This window comes from Psychroflexus curvus (genome assembly GCF_020164585.1).
In the GTDB taxonomy this organism is placed as follows: domain Bacteria; phylum Bacteroidota; class Bacteroidia; order Flavobacteriales; family Flavobacteriaceae; genus Psychroflexus; species Psychroflexus curvus.
Map to the genome: position 1 here is coordinate 120003 of NZ_JAIQZF010000002.1, position 18653 is coordinate 138655.

At 37.3% G+C, this 18653-nt stretch carries 12 protein-coding genes; 3 read left to right on the forward strand and 9 right to left on the reverse strand.

What is annotated here, in order from left to right; all coding sequences use genetic code 11:
- Nucleotides 1–383: 383 nt before the first annotated feature.
- The gene (locus LB450_RS02800; RefSeq protein WP_224486336.1) at nt 384–3836 is read right to left on the reverse strand and encodes a pyruvate carboxylase; all 3453 of its coding nucleotides are present in this window, start codon (nt 3834–3836) and stop codon (nt 384–386) included.
- Nucleotides 3837–3954: 118 nt separating this feature from the next.
- Here LB450_RS02800 and LB450_RS02805 point away from each other — a divergent pair, with 118 nt between their 5' ends.
- A complete protein-coding gene (locus tag LB450_RS02805; RefSeq protein WP_224486337.1) occupies nt 3955–4377 on the forward strand; it encodes a TlpA family protein disulfide reductase in 423 nt (140 codons plus the stop codon).
- A gap of 67 nt (nt 4378–4444) precedes the next feature.
- Nucleotides 4445–4687 (forward strand): DUF6364 family protein, encoded by a 243-nt coding sequence (locus tag LB450_RS02810; protein WP_224486338.1) that lies wholly within the window; start codon nt 4445–4447, stop codon nt 4685–4687.
- Between the two features lie 410 nt (nt 4688–5097).
- Here the strand turns inward: LB450_RS02810 and LB450_RS02815 are convergent, their stop codons facing one another.
- The 6 genes from LB450_RS02815 to LB450_RS02840 form a co-directional block, all read right to left on the reverse strand.
- Nucleotides 5098–5793, reverse strand: coding sequence for a LysE family translocator (locus tag LB450_RS02815; protein ID WP_224486339.1), 696 nt, complete (start codon nt 5791–5793; stop codon nt 5098–5100).
- Between the two features lie 51 nt (nt 5794–5844).
- Nucleotides 5845–7530, reverse strand: coding sequence for a single-stranded-DNA-specific exonuclease RecJ (gene recJ, locus LB450_RS02820; RefSeq protein ID WP_224486340.1), 1686 nt, complete (start codon nt 7528–7530; stop codon nt 5845–5847).
- 14 nt (nt 7531–7544) lie between these two features.
- Nucleotides 7545–10244 carry a PD-(D/E)XK nuclease family protein gene (locus LB450_RS02825; protein ID WP_224486341.1) on the reverse strand — a complete coding sequence of 900 codons (2700 nt, stop codon included), beginning with the start codon at nt 10242–10244 and terminating at the stop codon, nt 7545–7547.
- Nucleotides 10245–10305: 61 nt separating this feature from the next.
- Nucleotides 10306–11676 (reverse strand): OmpA family protein, encoded by a 1371-nt coding sequence (locus tag LB450_RS02830; RefSeq protein WP_224486342.1) that lies wholly within the window; start codon nt 11674–11676, stop codon nt 10306–10308.
- A 55-nt stretch (nt 11677–11731) separates the two neighbouring features.
- Nucleotides 11732–12934 carry a glycine C-acetyltransferase gene (kbl, locus tag LB450_RS02835; protein WP_224486343.1) on the reverse strand — a complete coding sequence of 401 codons (1203 nt, stop codon included), beginning with the start codon at nt 12932–12934 and terminating at the stop codon, nt 11732–11734.
- Between the two features lie 20 nt (nt 12935–12954).
- Nucleotides 12955–16101 (reverse strand): UvrD-helicase domain-containing protein, encoded by a 3147-nt coding sequence (locus tag LB450_RS02840; RefSeq protein ID WP_224486344.1) that lies wholly within the window; start codon nt 16099–16101, stop codon nt 12955–12957.
- 171 nt (nt 16102–16272) lie between these two features.
- Between LB450_RS02840 and LB450_RS02845 the strand changes: the two genes are divergently transcribed.
- Nucleotides 16273–16881: a superoxide dismutase gene (locus LB450_RS02845; RefSeq protein WP_224486345.1), complete on the forward strand. Its 609-nt coding sequence runs from the start codon at nt 16273–16275 to the stop codon at nt 16879–16881.
- Between the two features lie 53 nt (nt 16882–16934).
- Here the strand turns inward: LB450_RS02845 and LB450_RS02850 are convergent, their stop codons facing one another.
- Nucleotides 16935–17975, reverse strand: coding sequence for a glycosyltransferase family 9 protein (locus LB450_RS02850; RefSeq protein ID WP_224486346.1), 1041 nt, complete (start codon nt 17973–17975; stop codon nt 16935–16937).
- A gap of 1 nt (nt 17976) precedes the next feature.
- A complete protein-coding gene (locus tag LB450_RS02855; protein WP_224486347.1) occupies nt 17977–18585 on the reverse strand; it encodes a DUF4254 domain-containing protein in 609 nt (202 codons plus the stop codon).
- Nucleotides 18586–18653: the final 68 nt, after the last annotated feature.

The following is an 18653-nucleotide window of genomic DNA, read 5'->3' on the forward strand; positions in this document are numbered from 1 at the left end:
CCTCTAGCTTGGACTTGAGTTCCTACTGAAGTTTTTACGATAAAATTTAAAGTAACTCATCTGTATCAAAAACATGATCAGCAGTTTGCACATATTTTTCACGCAAAGACCGCTAAGCTTTTCGCGAAGAACGCGAATTTATATAGTTATGACTATCAATAATTTGCATGGCTTTGTGTTTTTTCTATGCTTTTCTAGTTTTAAAAAGGGCCTAAAAAAGGAATACGTAAAATTGAAGTGAAATCTTTAGAGTCACGAATACCTGAATAAAATAGAAATGAAAGTGAGTAAAGCCTCGTAAAATTTAGGCTGAGTTGAATTCAAATTTTATAACACAAAAGCCCTTTCACTTTGAAAGGGCTTTGTATATACTATTCGATTTTCTACTTCAGTTCAACCACTAAATCATCGGCATACACCATAATGCCGGGCTTAAGAGCAATCTTACTCACTTCCCCTTCAGCATTTGCAGTAACGGTGGTTTCCATTTTCATAGCTTCAATGATAAACAAAGGTTGATTTTTCTTCACTTTATCTCCTTTCTTCACGAGTATGTCGGTTAACGAACCTTGAAGCGGCGCCCCTATTTGCTTCTCATCCGATTTATCTGCTTTTTCATGAGCTACATTGACAACTTTTACGTCCTCATTCCTTACCTGAATATTTCGGGTTTGTCCGTTCACTTTGAAGAATACAGTGGCCATGCCGTCATCATCGGTTCTGCCCACTGAAACCAGGGTAATCAGCAAGGTTTTTCCGCGATCGAGTTCAACCACGATCTCCTCACCAGGCTCCATTCCGTAAAAGAAATTCTTGGTGGGGATGTTGAAAACACTGCCATATTTCAGGTGATGGTTATAAGCGTCTGTGAATACTTTGGGATACAATTTATAGGATAAAAAGTCGGTGAATTCTAAAACTCTATCCATATCATCCGAAAACATTTTTTGAAATTCTTTGAATTCTTTTTCAAAATCAACAGGCTCCAAATGAGCATTGGGTCTGTCGGTATAAGGTTTTTCGCCTTTTAAAACAATCTTCTGAATTTTTTCCGGGAAACCTCCAACGGGCTGACCCAGGTCACCTTTAAAGAAACTTACCACCGATTGGGGGAAGGATAAATTTTCGCCGTCTTCCAAAACATCCTCAATGCTTAAATTATTGCTCACTAAATACTGGGCCATATCCCCAACAACTTTTGAGCTTGGGGTGACCTTGATGATATCTCCAAAAAGTTTGTTCACCTGAGCGTACATATCTGTGATTTCATGAAATCGGTCTGCAAGTCCCAAAGACTCTGCCTGAGGCCTTAAATTGGAATACTGACCGCCAGGAATTTCATGCGTATAGACTTCGCCTGTACCAGATTTTAGTCCGGATTCAAAAGGATAGTAGTAGGTTCTTACCTGCTCCCAGTAAATGGAGTATTCGTTAAGTTTTTCGGTATCCAATTTGTTTTCTCTAGGATGGTATTTCAAGACCTCAACCAAGGAGTTGAAGTTGGGTTGTGAAGTCAGACCCGACAAACCGCCAAGGGCAACATCCACCACATCTACTCCAGCTTCTATGGCATTAAGGTAAGTGGAGGCCTGCATCGACGAAGTGTCGTGCGTATGCAGATGGATAGGAATTTTAACTTCAGATTTTAAGGCCGATACCAGTTCCTTGGCTGCATTAGGCTTGAGCAAACCAGCCATATCTTTGATTGCCAGAATATGAGCACCAGCATTTTCGAGGTCTTTGGCCAATTGGATATAGTAATTTAGGGTGTATTTGGTACGTTTAGGGTCCATAATATCTCCTGTGTAGCACATCGAAGCTTCCGCTAATCCACCGGTATTTTTTCTCACGTATTCTAAACAGGGTGCTATGGATTTCATCCAGTTTTGTGAATCGAAAATCCTGAAAATATCGATACCGCTATTCCAGGATTCGGTCACAAAACGCTCAATCAGATTGTCCGGATAAGCGGTATAACCCACCCCATTGGAGCCTCTCAAAAGCATTTGCAGCAAAATGTTGGGCATTGCTTTTCTCAAAATTTTAAGTCGCTCCCATGGATTTTCCTTCAGAAATCGCATACACACGTCGAAGGTGGCTCCGCCCCATACCTCCATACTAAAGACTTCAGGATGAGATTTAGCAAAATTTTCTGCGACTTTCTGCATATCATAGGTTCGCATACGCGTTGCCAGTAAACTCTGGTGCCCATCACGCATGGTGGTGTCTGTAAAATGAATTTTCTTTTCATTGGATAACCATTTAGAGAATTCATCCGGACCGAGCTCTGTCAGTAAATCTTTAGTTCCTTTTTGGTAAGGCGTAGTCTTGGATATTTTCGGAACTTCAGGTTTTAAGAATTTCGGGTTATCGATGGTGTGCTTTACATCGGGATTCCCGTTGACGGTTATATCCCCTAGAAAATGAACCATTTTGGTAGCTCGGTTTCTCGGCTCTTTGATATTGAATAGTTCTGGTGTGTTTTTGATGTAATTCACTGTTACTTTTCCTTCGCGGAAAGTGGCGTCTTTCAAAATATTATCGAGAAAGGCCATGTTGGTTTTTACCCCACGCACCCTGAATTCTGCCAGAGCACGACGCATTTTTCGACAGGCATCATCCAAAGTTCTGCTGCTCGCCGAGACCTTAACCAGCATCGAATCAAAAAATGGGGAAATCTTAACCCCCTGATAAACACTACCGGCATCCAGTCGGATTCCAAATCCTGAGGCACTTCTGTAAGTCGTAATCGTTCCGTAATCTGGCTTGAAGTCATTTTTAGGATCTTCGGTTGTAATTCTGCATTGAACAGCGTATCCGTTTATAGAAACGGAATCCTGGTTGGGGAGTTTTATTTCTTCGTCAGATAGTTTGTAATTATCGGCAATGTAAAGCTGTGTTTTAATCAGATCTATACCCGTCACCACTTCAGTCACCGTATGCTCAACTTGCACTCGAGGATTAACTTCAATGAAATAAATACTGCCGTCATCATCCACAAGGAATTCTACAGTACCAATATTATTATAGTTTACCGCTTTACAGATTTTGACGGCATACTTATAAAGATTGTTTTTAACTGTTTCATCCAAATCTTTAGAAGGCGCAAATTCTATTACTTTTTGATAGCGGCGTTGCACTGAGCAATCCCTTTCGAAAAGATGAAGAATGTTACCATGATTGTCGGCAACAATTTGAATTTCGATATGCTTTGGATTTTCTATAAATTTTTCAAGGAAAACCGTTTCATCGCCAAAGGCATTTTTGGCTTCTCGCCTGGATTCTCCGTAAGCATTTTCGAGTTCATCCATGCTTCTCAGGACTCGCATTCCACGACCTCCACCACCAGAAGCGGCTTTTAACATTAAGGGAAAGCCTATGCGTTCAGCTTCTTCGGTTGCAATTTCTAAGGAGGTTAAGTCTTTTTTGTTGCTTTCTATAATGGGAACCTCACTGTCGATTGCTACTTTTTTGGCAGTTACTTTATCACCCAAAGATTTCAGAACATCGACTTTTGGACCTACAAAAACAATATCATTGTCTTCACAGGCTTGAGCAAATTTTGAATTTTCTGAAAGAAAACCATACCCTGGATGTATGGCATCAACACCGTTTTCTTTAGCGACACGAATGATTTCGTCTATGTCTAAATAAGGTTTAAGTGGCTCCTTATCATCTCCGACTTGATAAGATTCATCGGCTTTGTATCTATGTAAAGAATATCTATCTTCATAAGTGTAAATTCCAACAGTTCTTATACCAATTTCGGTACAAGCTCTAAAAATTCTAATAGCGATTTCTCCTCTGTTGGCAGCTAAAACTTTTTTGATGTTCATTCTGATTAGGTTTATTTTGAAATTAATATAGGTAAAATCTAAATTTATAAAATAAATTAATTAACGTCGTAGATTTGAGGTTTTTTTAGAACAAACAAATTTAATAAGGCTTAAATAAATGGAAATTCAACTCAAATCCTTAGATGGCGATACACTTTCAGTAAATAGTCTACTGAATGAAGGTAAGGTGAACCTCATTCTTTTTTACAACACATATTGCTTGGGCTGCACAGGAAGAGCCATTCCATTTGCATATGAATTATCTCAAGATTTTCCTGGATTGAATTTAATTGTCATTCATAGCAATTTCGGAAATCAGTCGTTTTCTAAAAAAGAAATTTTAGACGTTTTTACCACCAAAACCTCTCCTTTCGACATTTATATCGACCCAAAGGCAAAGGCTTATCATTACTTTGAGTGTGAAGGCACACCGCATTGGATAGTGTTGGATCAAAAACTAACTAATTACAGGAGTATTTTTGGCTCTCAGGATCAAGCCCAGCAAAGGCTCTGGTATGCTATAGAGTCGCTAAAAGAATAAAAACACTTTTAAGATAGGTGATGATCCTAATTCAAACAACACGTGCTGAGTGATTAATCACTAACACGTGTTTTTGTTAAAAACTTATTATGAATGCCAAGCTGACACTCACTATAGAAAAAAGGTTATTGTAACTGCGAAAGCATATGCTATAGACAAAGGGCAAAGTCTTCCTGAAATGGTTGAAAATCACTTCAAATTCGTTATTGTAAGCCGGAAAAAAATTAAAGAAAAGCAACTTTCTCACAAAGTCAGAAAATTAAGAGAAATAGTCAAAACTGATTTAGACATGGACTACAAAAAATTTTAACCGAGGAATTATCCAAAAAATATGGTGTTTAAACTGTTTATAAATCCAGGTGTAGTCATTGACTTTTTTACGCATAGAGCCTCATCCAAATACGGCAAGTCAACTTTTTGAATTGAATGAAAGGGCCAGTGTCGTCTTGCATTTATCTGCGGTAAGCATCAATAATATTTACTACCTAGTCAGGAAGGTTTTAAGGCACAAGACAACAAAAGAAGGAATCGTCCAAGCTTTGAGCAATGAATTTAAAGATTTCGAGGACTCTATACAATATTCATCAGCCTTGAGCATTCAAGATTTAAATTTCCTGAACTTAATAGAAATACCAGGGATAATAAGCAAGTATTCGGTGGGCAAACTGCGTGTCGATTTTATAGTGGTATAGTTGGTTAATGAATGTACTTTATACTGAACTATTCCTCATCCTCAAAATTCATTGCTGTCGTATCAAAATTATCTTCAATTTCATGCATTTGTTCAGGGATGATCCCTCTCAAAATCAAAATGATTCCAAAAATGATTAGTAAAAAACTGATGCCTTTTTTAAAGAGGGTAATGCGTTTGGGGGTGAGTTTCTTATTCAGTTTTTTAGCCAGAAGTATTTTAAAGATATCGACGACCAGGTAAGTCACGATAATGCTTGTAAAAAAGATAATGAGTCTGGAGCCTTCCATTTCCAGAGAAGGACCAAAAATAATCAGCAAGCCAAGCCAAAACCCAAGCACGCCAATGTTGATAAAGTTGAGTAAAAAACCTTTAACGATAATCCCAAAAATATCTTTTCGCTTTAGCTTTTGAACTTCAAAATCTGCTTTGGTATAAGTAGCTCTTTTGGTTTTAATGTAAGCAATAAGACCGTAAATCGTAAGAATACTTCCACCAAAAATAAAAAGAGCAGGATCGTCTTTGATGCTTCTCAGCAATTGACTGGTACTGAAATAAGCTATAAAAATAAAGACAACATCAGCAACAATAACCCCTAAGTCAAACGCAAGTGCCGCTCTAAACCCCCGCATAGCAGCGGTTTCAAGCAAAACAAAAAAGGCAGGCCCCACCATAAAGGCCAAAAAAAAACCCAATGGAATTCCTGAAAGTATATCTTGTAGCATCAAGTCTTGTTCTGTTTTTAAGCCAAAGTTAAGGAATTGTAACCAATCAGATTATTTGATGTCCTTTAGATTAAGCTGAAGGCTTATATCTCCATTCCATTCGTTTTCTTCTATGGTGAAAACAACATCAAAACTTTTGTTCCCTTCTATAAGTTTCTTTTTATCACCTAAGCCAAATCCAATAGCTGTGATGACGATGTCATTCTGTGTTAAGTTGGCTTTTAAATGAAGGCCCTCTTCGCCTAAAGCTTTTACAAAGCCCGTGGTCGACACATTTCTAGAAACAAAGGTAGGCTTCATGTTACTAGGGCCGAAAGGCGCAAATTGCTTCAGGATTCTGATAAACTTTGGAGTGATATCTTTAAATTGAATTTCAGAATCATAAGCAATCTCCGGTATGAGCAAATCAGGATTAATACTTGATTTGACCACCTCTTCAAATTTAGTTTTGAACTTTTCAAAGTTACGTTCTTCCAGGGTTAAACCAGCGGCGTATTTATGACCACCAAATTGTTCTATAAATTCTGAAGAACTTTCCAGGGCGTCATACACATCAAAGCCTTTAACTGATCTTGCTGAAGCTGCCAGCTTCTCTCCACTTTTTGTAAATACAAGGGTGGGCCTGTAATAAGTTTCTGTGAGTCGGGAGGCAACGATGCCAATCACTCCTTTATGCCAGTGGGACTGATACACCACTGTGGTAAACCGCTCTTCTTCTTTCTGATCTTTTATGAGCTTTAAGGCCTCTTCGGTGATGCTTCGGTCTGCATCTTTTCTGCTGGCGTTATAGAGTTCGATGTCCTGCGCCAGAGCTTTTACTTTTTCAAGGTTGGTTTCACAAAGCAGTTCGGTGGCAAGCAGCCCATGCTTCATTCGCCCTGCAGCGTTAATTCTTGGACCAATCATAAAGACCACATCGGTGATAGTCAGTTCTTTCTTTTTGGTTTGTTCCAAAATCGCTTTAAAAGCAGGTCGTCTTCTTGAGTTGATCAGCTTTAGTCCATAATGAGCAAGAATTCTATTTTCTCCCGTGATAGGGACGATATCTGAGCCAATTGCTGTAGCCACAAGATCCAGGTATTTATAAATTTCCCTTTGCGGTTTCCCTAATTTCATCTGTAGGGCTTGCAGGAGCTTAAAGCCAACACCACACCCGCAAAGCTCATCAAAAGGATAATCGCAGTCCTCTTGTTTTGGATCTAAAACAGCTGTCGCCTCGGGGATTTCATCTCCAGGTCTGTGGTGATCACAAATAATAAAATCTATCCCTAGGTCTTTGGCATACTTTACTTTTTCTATGGCCTTGATGCCACAGTCCAAAGCAATGATGAGATCTATTCCATTTGCTTTGGCATGATCTATTCCCTGGTAAGAAATACCGTAACCTTCTTCGTATCGATCGGGGATGTAACTCAATATCTCAAAACTTAGGTTTCTTAAGTACGTACTCATCAAAGCAACACTTGTTGTTCCATCCACATCATAATCTCCAAAAACCATGATTGGCTTCTCTTCATTGCGTTTTTGAAGAATAAAATCAGTTGCTTCATGCATGCCTTTCATCAAAAAGGGGTCATGCAGTTTTTCTAAGTCTGGTCTGAAAAAGTCTTTGGCATCTTCAAAGCTTTCGATGCCTCGTTTCACAAGAAGTTCAGCAATAGATTCATACACTCCAATAGATTTCTGAAGATGATTTATTTTGGAAGCCTCAGCTTTTTCTATTAAAGTCCAGCGCATACAGTCGTCTTGCTTTAAACAGGTTTCTCCGTAAAAGGAATTTCTGAATTTAATATTTCCAAAATTAAAGCTTCTAATTCAATTTTGAATTCTCCAACCAGCTCTTTTAAGTTGTTTTCTGACTTTGGAACTCCACATTTCATGAAACCAGATTTTAAATTTTTGAATGAAATGATGCCTGTTTCTCCATGTTCTCCCAAACTGTCCTCCTTGAGAAGAGCATAAAATAAGACCTGAAATGCTTTGGAATACTGATAGTCTTCAGTAAAGTCTTGCCATTCTTCTGGAATTTTGAGTTGGTTTAAGTCTACTTTACCGGTTTTGTAATCTATTATTCTTAGTTGATCGTTTAGTAAATCCACCCGATCCACAGTTCCCTTTAGTTTAACTTTGAAATCTAATCCTTCCACCTCCAGGTATTTTTCATCTTTTTTTTCTAATTCGATAATTTTTAAGGCATGGTCTTTTACCAGGTTTTTCTCAAGAATTAGAAAACGTTTGACTTGCTGTTTGGCAATTTCAAAATCGATTAAATTTCTTCCGTGCCGTAAAGCTTCTTCCTGAAATCTTTCTTCAAAAAGCAAGGTCATGGTTTTAGGGTAAGACTTGAGCATGTGATCAAGGTCAGCTTCATTAAGGAGTTTACCTTTGAAATTTCTGTATAAAAGATCTAAGCAGTCATGAATGACAGTTCCCAGAGTTTTGTAAGAAATATCCTCTTCTATTTCATCAACTTCCTGCAATTTTAAAACATACCGGTGGTAAAAATCAATTGGATTTCTGATGTAAGTAGTCAGGGCTGAAGGGGAAATTCCGTTGGCAAATAACGATTTCAGCTGAGTCATCATTTCAGGGGTTTTGTCGACAACTTCGAGCGAGGTTTTGTTATGACCGGTGTTTGCCGAAACCGCATAATTGGTAATGGAATGCAGAGGCGTCTTAAAAGTTTCCAGCTGAGTTAAAAACCTGCTCTTTTCGGCTTTTTCTATACCAGAAGTAGAATTGTTATAGATAAAATGACAGCGTTTAGCTCGTTGTATCAGCCTAAAAAAATGATAGGCGTAAACAGCGTCTTTCTCCTTATAAGTAGGAAGTTTGTAGGCTTTCTTTAAGTCGAAGGGGATAAAGCTATTCTGGGATTTACCTGAAGGTAAAATCCCTTCATTGACCGACGTGATGATGATGCTTTCAAAGTCCAGAGCCCTTGTTTCAAGCATTCCCATAATCTGTAAACCTTTGTAAGGCGAGCCTTCAAAATCTAGAGTTTCAGACGATAAGATGTCCAGATAAATTTGATGGAATACCTTAAACTCTTTAATCAATTCCGTTTTGGATAGCAAATTTTTCAGCTTGATGAACAGCTTTTTAAAACCATATAAATATTCAAGAGAAAGCTTTTCTTCCTGAAAATGTGGCTTCAGTAATTCAATAATTTCCAGGCATTTAATCAGAAATTCGTTTACTGATGAATTTGTATTGTTTAAGCTTAGTTTTAATATAGTCAGTAAAGAGCCATCTAATCGATTCCACTTTTTGAAAAAAGCTTCTTTGGATTGAAAGACAATGTTATTGTCATTCAAATCTTTACGAATCAAAAACAGTTCTTCCTGATAAGCTTTCTTTAAGATGGGGTGCTCAATCAGTTCAAATAGGATTTTATAATGTAACTCTTCTTGGTTCAAAGACCTTATTTTGAAAAGGGTGTCAAATAAGGAAGACAGATTGGTGCTGCTTAGAGGTAAGCCCATTGTAACATTGACCTCGTTTATATTTTCGGGCAGAGAATTGAGGATGGGCTGGAGGAGGCTTTCGTCGCCAAGGATCAGGGCTGTTTTTTGAAGCTCGTCCCGGGGCATTTCAGAAAGAAGGTCACCTACGAGTTTTGCCTGGCCAATCTGTTTTGAAACTCCGTAAAATCTTATGTTTTTTCTATCGGTATAGGTAGTTGTTGTTGCTTTTAAAGCAGAATTGGAATGAATAGACCAATTTTTGGAATAATTTCTCATAAACATTCCAGCAGAATGCTCTTCCAAAAGATAGCTGTCTATATCCCAAAAGATTTCACCTCTTTGTTGTCTTACAATGTATTGAAAGATGTTTTCCTCACAGGTGTTGAGCGCATTAAAACCAATAAAGTAAAACTGGCTGTCGTTGGAATTGGTGAATTTTTCAAGATTAGAAACAGCCTCCTGATAAGCCATTCCTTGATAAGCTCTGTTCTCAGACTTGAGTTTTGCCTTTAACTCATGATAGTATTTGGGTAAGCTTTCCCAAAATTCAATATAGTTTTTGACCAGCTCTGTTTTAATATCAGATTTTGACCAATGCTCTAAATCTTTTATAGCTTTCAGATTTCCAAAAAACTGATCAGCGTTGATTTGATACCGATCTATTTCATTAAAATCCTGAATAATAGATTGTCCCCAGTTGTAAACCTGATGAAGGGGTTCCTGTTTATTTGGATTTGTATGTTCCTGATAAACTTCATAGAACTGAAAGATGGTTTCTAAATTAGTGATAAGCTTAACCTCTGAAACCGTTTCTATAAATTCCTCGATGCTTTGTATAGGTGGAGCCAGAAAACTCTGGGTTTGAGTTTGAAAGAGTTCTTTTGAAAAAGCTTGTGCTGCTCTTCGGCTTGGGAGAACAAAATGACTTCGGTTAAGGTCTTTGGCCTCTAATTTTGAAACGACATCGGTTATAAAACTTTCCATAGGTAAAAATAAAAAAACACCCCAAGCTGGGGTGTTTTAAAAACTTATATTTTGAAATAGATTACTTTTTCAGGTTAATTTCAACTCTTCTGTTTTTTGCTCTGCCAGAACTAGTGTTGTTACTGGCAACAGGTTTAGTCTCTCCATATCCAGCAGATGATAATCTAAATTCATCTACACCATTTTCGACCAAGAAAGATTTTACAGAAAGCGCTCTAGCTTCAGAAAGTCTCATATTATTCTCAGCGCTTCCTACTTCGTCAGTATGTCCTTCAATAGTAAATTTAGCATTAGGGTATCGTTCTAAAATAGCGATAATTGCTTCTAAGGCATCTCCAGAATCTTCAGAAATGCTTGTTTTGCCAGTACCGAAATTGATTGTTTTTGCATACTCATTCAATTCTCTTTGAACGTCTTCAGTTACTTCAGGGCAGCCATTGTTAACCACTGTTCCTGCCATATCCGGACACATATCATCTTTGTCCAACACGCCATCACTATCAGAGTCCGGGTAAGGACATCCGTCATTTGCTTTTGGGCCTGCCTGGCTTGGGCAGCTATCGTCCTTATTTGCGATTCCGTCATTATCAGCATCTGGACAACCGTTTAACGCTTTAGTTCCAGCTTCATTAGGGCATTCATCTTTTGGATCTGCAACGCCGTCACCATCGGTATCCGGGCAACCGTTAAATTCTAAAAGTCCTGCAGTATCAGGACACTCATCTTCATTATCAATAATGCCATCACCGTCAGAGTCAGGACATCCATTAAATTCTGCTAATCCTGGAGTATTAGGGCATTTGTCATTTTTATCATAAACACCATCACCATCGGTATCAGTTCCTCCATAAGAAAGGGTAAGACCAGCTGAATGTTGGAAGTAGTCATAGGTGTCATTTTCAAAGGCTGTTCTAAAAGATGATTTAATCGTAAATGCAACATTATCATTAAACCAGAAATTCACACCTAAATCAGTATCAAAAGTTGCACCTCCATTACTGTCCAGCCAATAATAACCAGCACCAACTCCTAAGAAAGGATCGATAACCTGAGCTTTAAGAATAGTTTTAAAATTATAGTCAACTCCAGCTCCAAGATTGTAAAAACCCAAATCATCAGCAGAAACACTTCCTAATTGATCAATTTGGTTAAAAGAACCGTTTATTTTTGCCGAAAAACCATCTCCAACATATCGTTTTACTTCAATATAAGATACAGATGGAACGAAGTTCCAATAATCCTTTGCGTTGAAGTATTTGTCAAATACTTCACCACTACCTATAACGCCAGAGACATCATCGTTGCCTGCAGCATAAAAATCTACAGCATTTGTACCAATTACAATTGCCCATGGATTATTTTCATCTTGTGCTTGTGTACTTACAACACTCAGTGTGAGCGCTAGTAATAATAAAAGTTTGTTTAATTTCATGTATTTATTTTTAAGTTATGTTAAAGCAAATGTATAATTAATATCATTAATTAAGTTAACTTTCAATAATTTTTAAGTCTTTTCCTACCTTGATAAAAGCCTGGATTGCTTTATCTAAGTGAGACTGGTCGTGTGCTGCAGATAATTGTACCCGTATTCTTGCTTTGCCTTTTGGAACTACGGGGTAGAAAAAACCAATAACGTAGATACCCTCTTCAAGAAGCATTGAAGCCATTTCTTGAGATAGTTTAGCGTCATGTAACATAACTGGAACTATCGCAGATTCACCATCTATAATATCAAAACCAGCTTCTTTGATGTGTTTTTTAAAATAAGCTGTGTTTTCTGTCAGCTTTTTTCTTAAAGTATCGTCATTTTTTAAAATATCAAATACTTTCAATGAGGCGCCAACTATAGAGGGAGCTAATGAATTTGAGAACAAATAAGGTCTGGATCTTTGTCTCAACAGGTCGATTATCTCTTTTTTACCGGTGGTGTAACCACCCATTGCTCCACCAAGGGCTTTACCCAATGTACCAGTGATGATATCAATTCTGTCCAAAACTCCTTTTTCTTCCAAAGTACCAATCCCTTTATCACCAATAAAGCCTGTAGCATGACATTCGTCTATCATAACCAAAGCTTCATAATCATCAGCTAAATCACAAATATCATCTAGTGGCGCAACCAGGCCATCCATAGAGAACACACCATCTGTCACTATCAGAATGTGCCTGGCTCCATCTTCTCGTGCTTGTTTCAACTGAGTTTCAAGATCATTCATATCCCCATTTTGATATCTGTATCTGGCTGCTTTACACAATCTTACACCATCAATCACAGAAGCATGATTAAGGGAATCTGATACAATAGCATCTTCTTTGGTAAGCAAAGGTTCAAACACTCCTCCATTAGCATCAAAACAGGCAGCATAGAGAATTGTGTCTTCGGTGCTGTAAAAGTTAGCAATCTCCTGTTCCAGTTGCTTATGGATGTCTTGAGTACCACAGATAAACCTTACACTAGACATACCAAATCCGTGACTATCCAAAGTGTCTTTGGCAGCTTTTACCACGTCTGGATGAGAGGACAGACCTAAGTAATTATTGGAACAAAAATTTAAAACTTTTTCTCCGGAATCTAAAGTGATTTCAGCTCCTTGAGGCGAGGTGATAATGCGCTCCTTTTTATATAGCCCATCGTCTTTTATACTTTGAAGTTCTTCCGATAGCTGTTTTTGAAATTTATTTGAGTACATATATTTTGTTTTTTGCAAATTTAAACAATCTTTACTTCAATGGAATTGGTAATGTAAACCAAGAGTTTCTTCTTAACATTATATTGTAAACTACTCAAAGCATCAGCATACTCATTTATTTGACTGATATGCTGATTTGAAGCTGCTCCCGTTTTATAATCGATGAGGATAACATCACTTCCTTTTACATTGACTCTGTCTGGTCTTAAAAGTTTGTTTTGATAGTAAATATCCTTTTCTGTCCAGACCTGATAAGCTTCAGTAAAGAAATCGGATAAACCTTCATGTGTGACAATCGAAGTGAGTAAACTTTGGTAAAAATCTTGATTTTCCTGTTCTATAAATCCATCATCAATATGATGAATCATAGAGGATTCCACATCTTTTTTATAGTTGACTTTAGATAATAAAGAGTGGATTAAATTACCTTCTTCCAGGGCTTCTTCCAGCTCTTCACTCCAAAGTTTGCTTGCTGTGGTGACAAGGTTCAAATCCAAATCTGAAGACGGAGAATGAAAAATCAAATCCTTATTTTTGAGAGCTTCATCTTTAATGATATTCTGTTCTGGAATCTCACTTTCCCCCCAGTGGTAATCTATATTTGGCTCTATGCTTATATTTTGAGAGCTTTCCAGATAACCCATAAATAATCCTGAAAAGGTATTGGGTTTTACGGCTCCGGTTTTACCTCTGTCATCTTCAGAAATGATAAAAAGCTCTTTGGCAGCTCGTGTTAAAGCCACATAAAGAATATTTATATTTTCCATTTCAAGATTGTTGATCAAATCGAGATAATGTTCAGAATAAAGCGGGTGGTCTATGTCTTTGCTGGGGTAAGTGATTAAAGCCACGGGCAGCTTATATTTTTCTGGGAGACTTACCCAAAGGTGGCTTCTTTTAGCATCGTCTATTTGTTGTTTTGCGTAAGGAAAAATGACGACAGGAAACTGCAATCCCTTGCTTTTATGAACGGTCATGATTTGCACAGCATTCTCATTATCTGTACTGATGATGCTCTTTGTCTCGCCCTGCACATTCCAGTGGTTTAAGAATGCACTTAGGTTTCCTTCCTTTTTTAATGTGAATTCAAAAATTTCGTCAAGGAAAAACTGAAGATAAGCATTGGCTGTTTTGTCAAGATCAAATTGACCGATGAGGTATTCCACAGCATCATAAAAAGGGAGGGTGTGGAAATGGTTAGGGTCGAAAGAAAATCCTAAATCGGTTATAGCTTTCCAAAATACGTCCTTCTCTTTGTTGAGGGTCTGACTTAGCAGTTTAAATCTCTTTTCATCTGAATGAGATAAGTTCAAGGCTAAAATTTCTAGAACTTTAGCTTTGGAGATTTCGTCAAAATCATCATTCAGTACATTTAAAAAATCCAGTAGAAACCGAACTTGCTTATCAGAATTAATCAGTAAAGTTTCAGAAGATATGATAGGAATTTCATGCTGGTTAAGAAATTCTGCAATGTCAACTCCTTCGCTTTTTTTACGAACCAAAATGCAGATATCTCCAAGTTTAAACCCTTGTTCCTGTTTTTTTTCTATGATGTTTAGAACTTCCTGGGGGTAAATTTCAGAGCGTTCCTCATTGGTTTTGGCATCCACAAATTTTAAATTCACAAAACCCTTTTCCGATTTATGAGTAGTTTGAATCAGGTGATTACCACTGAAAAGTTGTTTTAACTTTTCATCGTTAAGTTGTTGCCCAACATGCTCAAAAAATTCATTATTGAATTTCACAACCGCCTGACTACTTCTGAAATTCGTCCCCAAAGTTTCCAAACCCGGCTTGATGGGAAAAGGAGATTTTCCGCCAGACAAATCCATAAATTGACGTGCATCGCCACCTCGCCAGGCATAAATAGATTGTTTGGCGTCACCTACAAGGGTCAGGGTTCCTTGAGTTTCTCCTTCAAAAAGCGAAGCCAGGGCATTTCCCGTTAAGGGAATCAAATTCTCCCACTGCAGGCGTGAGGTATCTTGAAATTCATCGATGAAATAATGTTGAAATTTCTCTCCCAAACGTTCAAAAATAAAAGGGGCAGGCTGTTTTTTTATTTCATCGCTTATCTTTTTGTTGAAATCAGAAATCAGCATGATATTCTGCTCTTTTTTAATCAATTCCATTTCAGAATTTACGGCACTAAGCAGAGATAGCTGAGTAATGTTCTTACGTATTTTTTCAAAAAACTTACGATTGGAAAACAGCTTTTTGCTCAGTTCAAATTGCTCAATTATAAAATCCTTCATCGAGAAAACAAGCTGCTTTTTGTCTTCATCCTGATTTTTGGTGACATAGGACTCTTCACTTTCAATATCTAGTTGCCATTTAGCACCAAAACTAATTCCGGGATGATCTTCACTCAATTTTTGAAAAAACTTTGGCAACCAACCCCCTTTAAAATCTTTAAATTCTAACCCGTTAGCATCCAGTCTTTTCATAAATTCATCTCCTATAGACTTGAGCTTCTCAGCAGTAGAATTTATGTCTTCGTTCAATTTAGCCTTAATGTTTTTGAAATCTTCGAGCCCAAAATCATTCAGGGAATTGACGAAGACTTCATCTTTTTCATTCAAAAGCAATTTTGAAGCTTCAAAGATGTCCAGGCTTATATTTCCGCTTTTATCATCATTCACTTTTTCCAGTGCAAAATCAATCAAAACCTCAGTCAGTTCTTTATCACTGCCAGCCTTTTCAACCACGCGTTCTACCGCCAGCTGTAAGACTTGAACGGTATCCATTTCAATATCAAAATTCATGGATAGTCCTAAATCTTTGGCAAAGGTTCTTATGATTCTGTGAGTGAAAGCATCAATGGTCGAAATTTCAAAAGCGGCATAGTTGTCTAAGATTTCTTTTAATATATAGTAGGATTTCTTCTGAATTTGCTCTGAAGACAGCTTCGTGTTTTCTTTTATTAACTTGAACATGGCATCCTCTTCCAGCTGAGGCTGAGCTTTCGAAAAAAGAGTGAGATACTCCAGAATCCTGTATTTCATTTCTCCCACAGCTTTGTTGGTAAAGGTGATGGCTAAAATATTTTGAAAACTTGTGTTTTTTGGAGAAGAAAGGAGTAAGCTTAAGTAGCGTTCTGCGAGCTTAAAGGTTTTTCCAGAACCTGCAGAAGCATTATATATGGTGAAATTGGACTGTTGAGGCATTCTTCAATTTTAAGGGTAAGTTAATGAATTAAGAATAATAAGGTTCAAAAAAATGAAACCATATTTTGAGTAAAATACCTTTGTTTTAAGTAAAAAATAACATCAAATAATCCTGTGTGAAAGTCTTAATAGTTATTTTTGATATCAACAAATTAACAAAAAACATAAATTATGGCTTTTGAATTACCAAAATTAGACTACGCTCATGATGCTCTTGAGCCACATATCGATAAAAAAACAATGGAAATCCACCATGGAAAGCACCATGCTGGATATACTTCTAAACTGAACAATGCTATTGAAGGCACCGATTTAGAAGGAAAAACCATAGAAAATATATTAATCAATCTAGATTTATCAAATACTGCAGTAAGAAATAATGGTGGTGGTTTTTATAACCACAGTTTATTTTGGAAAGTGATGTCGCCAAAAGGTGGTGGAAAACCATCAGGTGAGTTAGCAGAAGCAATCGATGAATCTTTTGGTTCTTTTGAAGCTTTTAAAGAAGCTTTTTCAAAAGCAGCAGCAGGTCAATTTGGATCTGGTTGGGCTTGGTTAACCGTTCATAATGGAGGAAAAGTAGAAGTGACTTCAACTGCAAACCAAGACAATCCATTGATGCCAAATGTTGGTTCAGGTGGAACTCCTATTTTAGGAATTGATGTTTGGGAGCACGCTTATTACCTCAACTACCAAAATAAAAGACCAGAATATATTGAACATTTCTTTGAAGTGATTAACTGGGAAGAAGTTGCGAAACGCTATTCAGAAAACAAATAGTTTTTATTCGAAAACTCTATAAAAACTGCTCTCAAAGGGCAGTTTTTTTTGTTTTAAAGCAAATTTGATTTTACTTTTCTGATCACATCTTCAGGTCTGATATCATCCATAACCTTTTTGTATCCAATCACCTTTTTGTTTCCATAAACAGAAGTTGGCAAGAGCGGGTACTTTTCAAGATCTGGTAAAAGTTGCTGTTCCTGGGTCTGGCCGAAAGGTGCAAAACCTGCATAAGGATGCGTCGCTCCCCAGATGGTGATGACATTTACTCCATACATGGCTGCCAAGTGACCGTTACCACTGTCCATAGATAGCATGAGGTCTAGATTCGAAATCAGTTGTAATTCTTCTGGAAAACTAAATTTTCCAGCTACAGATTCGCAGTTGCTGAAATTTTCAGCTATAGCTTTTAACTTCTTCACCTCCTTTTTTCCACCGCCAAATAACAGGATTTGAGTGTTTTCTTCCTGACTTAGTTTTGAAATGACTTTCTTCATCAACTTCAAAGGATATTGTTTTGGAGAATGCGCAGCAAAAGGAGCAATACCAATCCACTTTTTAGATTTATTTAAATTGAGGACAGATTCAATTTCCGAAGAAAGTGGGAGTTGAGTTTTTTCTATTTTGAATTCCTTTTCAAGTGGTAAGCCTAGCTTTTTGAACACATCTGCATAGCGCTGATGCGTGCTTTTAAGAGGTTTTAAAATCTTATTATTAGACCGTGTTAATGCCTTTTTTTCTGATCTGCCTTTGTCTATTGTATAATATTCGTGGCCGAGGATTTTTAAGAACCCACATAGTATTCGCGATCTCAGGACATTGTGCAAATCGGCAATAGTATCAATCTTCAATTTATGAAGTTGTTTTGCCAGTATCCATAAGCCTGGAATTCCTTTATGCCTGATTTTGACTTCAGCTTTTACAACATTTATTTGTTCTAGATGGTCAAATAAATGAGCAAAAAAAGGCTTTGTAAGCACTGTAATTTTTAGGTTGGGATAAGTGCGCAACAAATGAGTGAGAACAGGAACGATCAAAGCTACATCGCCCATGGCAGATAACCGTATCACAAGAATGTGGCTCGGACGGCTCATCTTAACGTTTACTTCTCAGTACAGGATTCATTTCATCATCATTATACATTTTCATCTGCTTATACACCTTCATGTATTTATCACCAACCTTGATGTCTTCCAGAAGCTGGTCTATGGCCAGAGATAAATCCTTTTGCTGCTCAAGAAGCACATTAAGCTTTGCTTTACAAGCTGCCTGATGTTTTTCTGAGGCATCCGTTCTGTTGGCCTCTTCATTCATATGATAAATCTTTAATGCTAAAATGGAAAGTCTGTCGATTCCCCATGCAGGACTTTCAGTATTGATCTTTGCATTGGGTTTTGGCTCGATTGTATCAAAAAGGTCCAAAAAATAACTGTCTATATATTCTACAGTATTGGTTCTGTCCTGGTTGGAAGCGTCTATCTTTCTTTTCAACACGAGAGCATCTTCAGGAGAAATATTAGGATCTCTTATAAGATCTTCATAATGCCACTGAACTGTGTCTATCCAACACTTTCTGTATAACAAATGTTCAATAAGAGTTTCTTTTTTATCAAATGGATTTTTGAATTCCTGATCAACATTATCTTTTACATGATAGGTTTCGATGACACTTTGAAATATTCTATTGGCTTTTTCTGAAAACATGATTTTGTATTTGGGTGGTTACAAATATAGAAAGTGTTTTTAAAATAGACTTTGCTATTGGCAATGGT

Excerpts from the sequence above, each read along its gene's own strand:
- LB450_RS02800 (WP_224486336.1), bottom strand. The coding sequence starts at position 3,836 with ATGAACATCAAAAAAGTTTTAGCTGCCAACAGAGGAGAAATCGCTATT.
- LB450_RS02805 (WP_224486337.1), top strand. The coding sequence starts at position 3,955 with ATGGAAATTCAACTCAAATCCTTAGATGGCGATACACTTTCAGTAAAT.
- LB450_RS02815 (WP_224486339.1), bottom strand. The coding sequence starts at position 5,793 with ATGCTACAAGATATACTTTCAGGAATTCCATTGGGTTTTTTTTTGGCC.
- recJ (WP_224486340.1), bottom strand. The coding sequence starts at position 7,530 with ATGCGCTGGACTTTAATAGAAAAAGCTGAGGCTTCCAAAATAAATCAT.
- LB450_RS02825 (WP_224486341.1), bottom strand. The coding sequence starts at position 10,244 with ATGGAAAGTTTTATAACCGATGTCGTTTCAAAATTAGAGGCCAAAGAC.
- LB450_RS02830 (WP_224486342.1), bottom strand. The coding sequence starts at position 11,676 with ATGAAATTAAACAAACTTTTATTATTACTAGCGCTCACACTGAGTGTT.
- kbl (WP_224486343.1), bottom strand. The coding sequence starts at position 12,934 with ATGTACTCAAATAAATTTCAAAAACAGCTATCGGAAGAACTTCAAAGT.
- LB450_RS02840 (WP_224486344.1), bottom strand. The coding sequence starts at position 16,101 with ATGCCTCAACAGTCCAATTTCACCATATATAATGCTTCTGCAGGTTCT.
- LB450_RS02845 (WP_224486345.1), top strand. The coding sequence starts at position 16,273 with ATGGCTTTTGAATTACCAAAATTAGACTACGCTCATGATGCTCTTGAG.
- LB450_RS02850 (WP_224486346.1), bottom strand. The coding sequence starts at position 17,975 with ATGAGCCGTCCGAGCCACATTCTTGTGATACGGTTATCTGCCATGGGC.
- LB450_RS02855 (WP_224486347.1), bottom strand. The coding sequence starts at position 18,585 with ATGTTTTCAGAAAAAGCCAATAGAATATTTCAAAGTGTCATCGAAACC.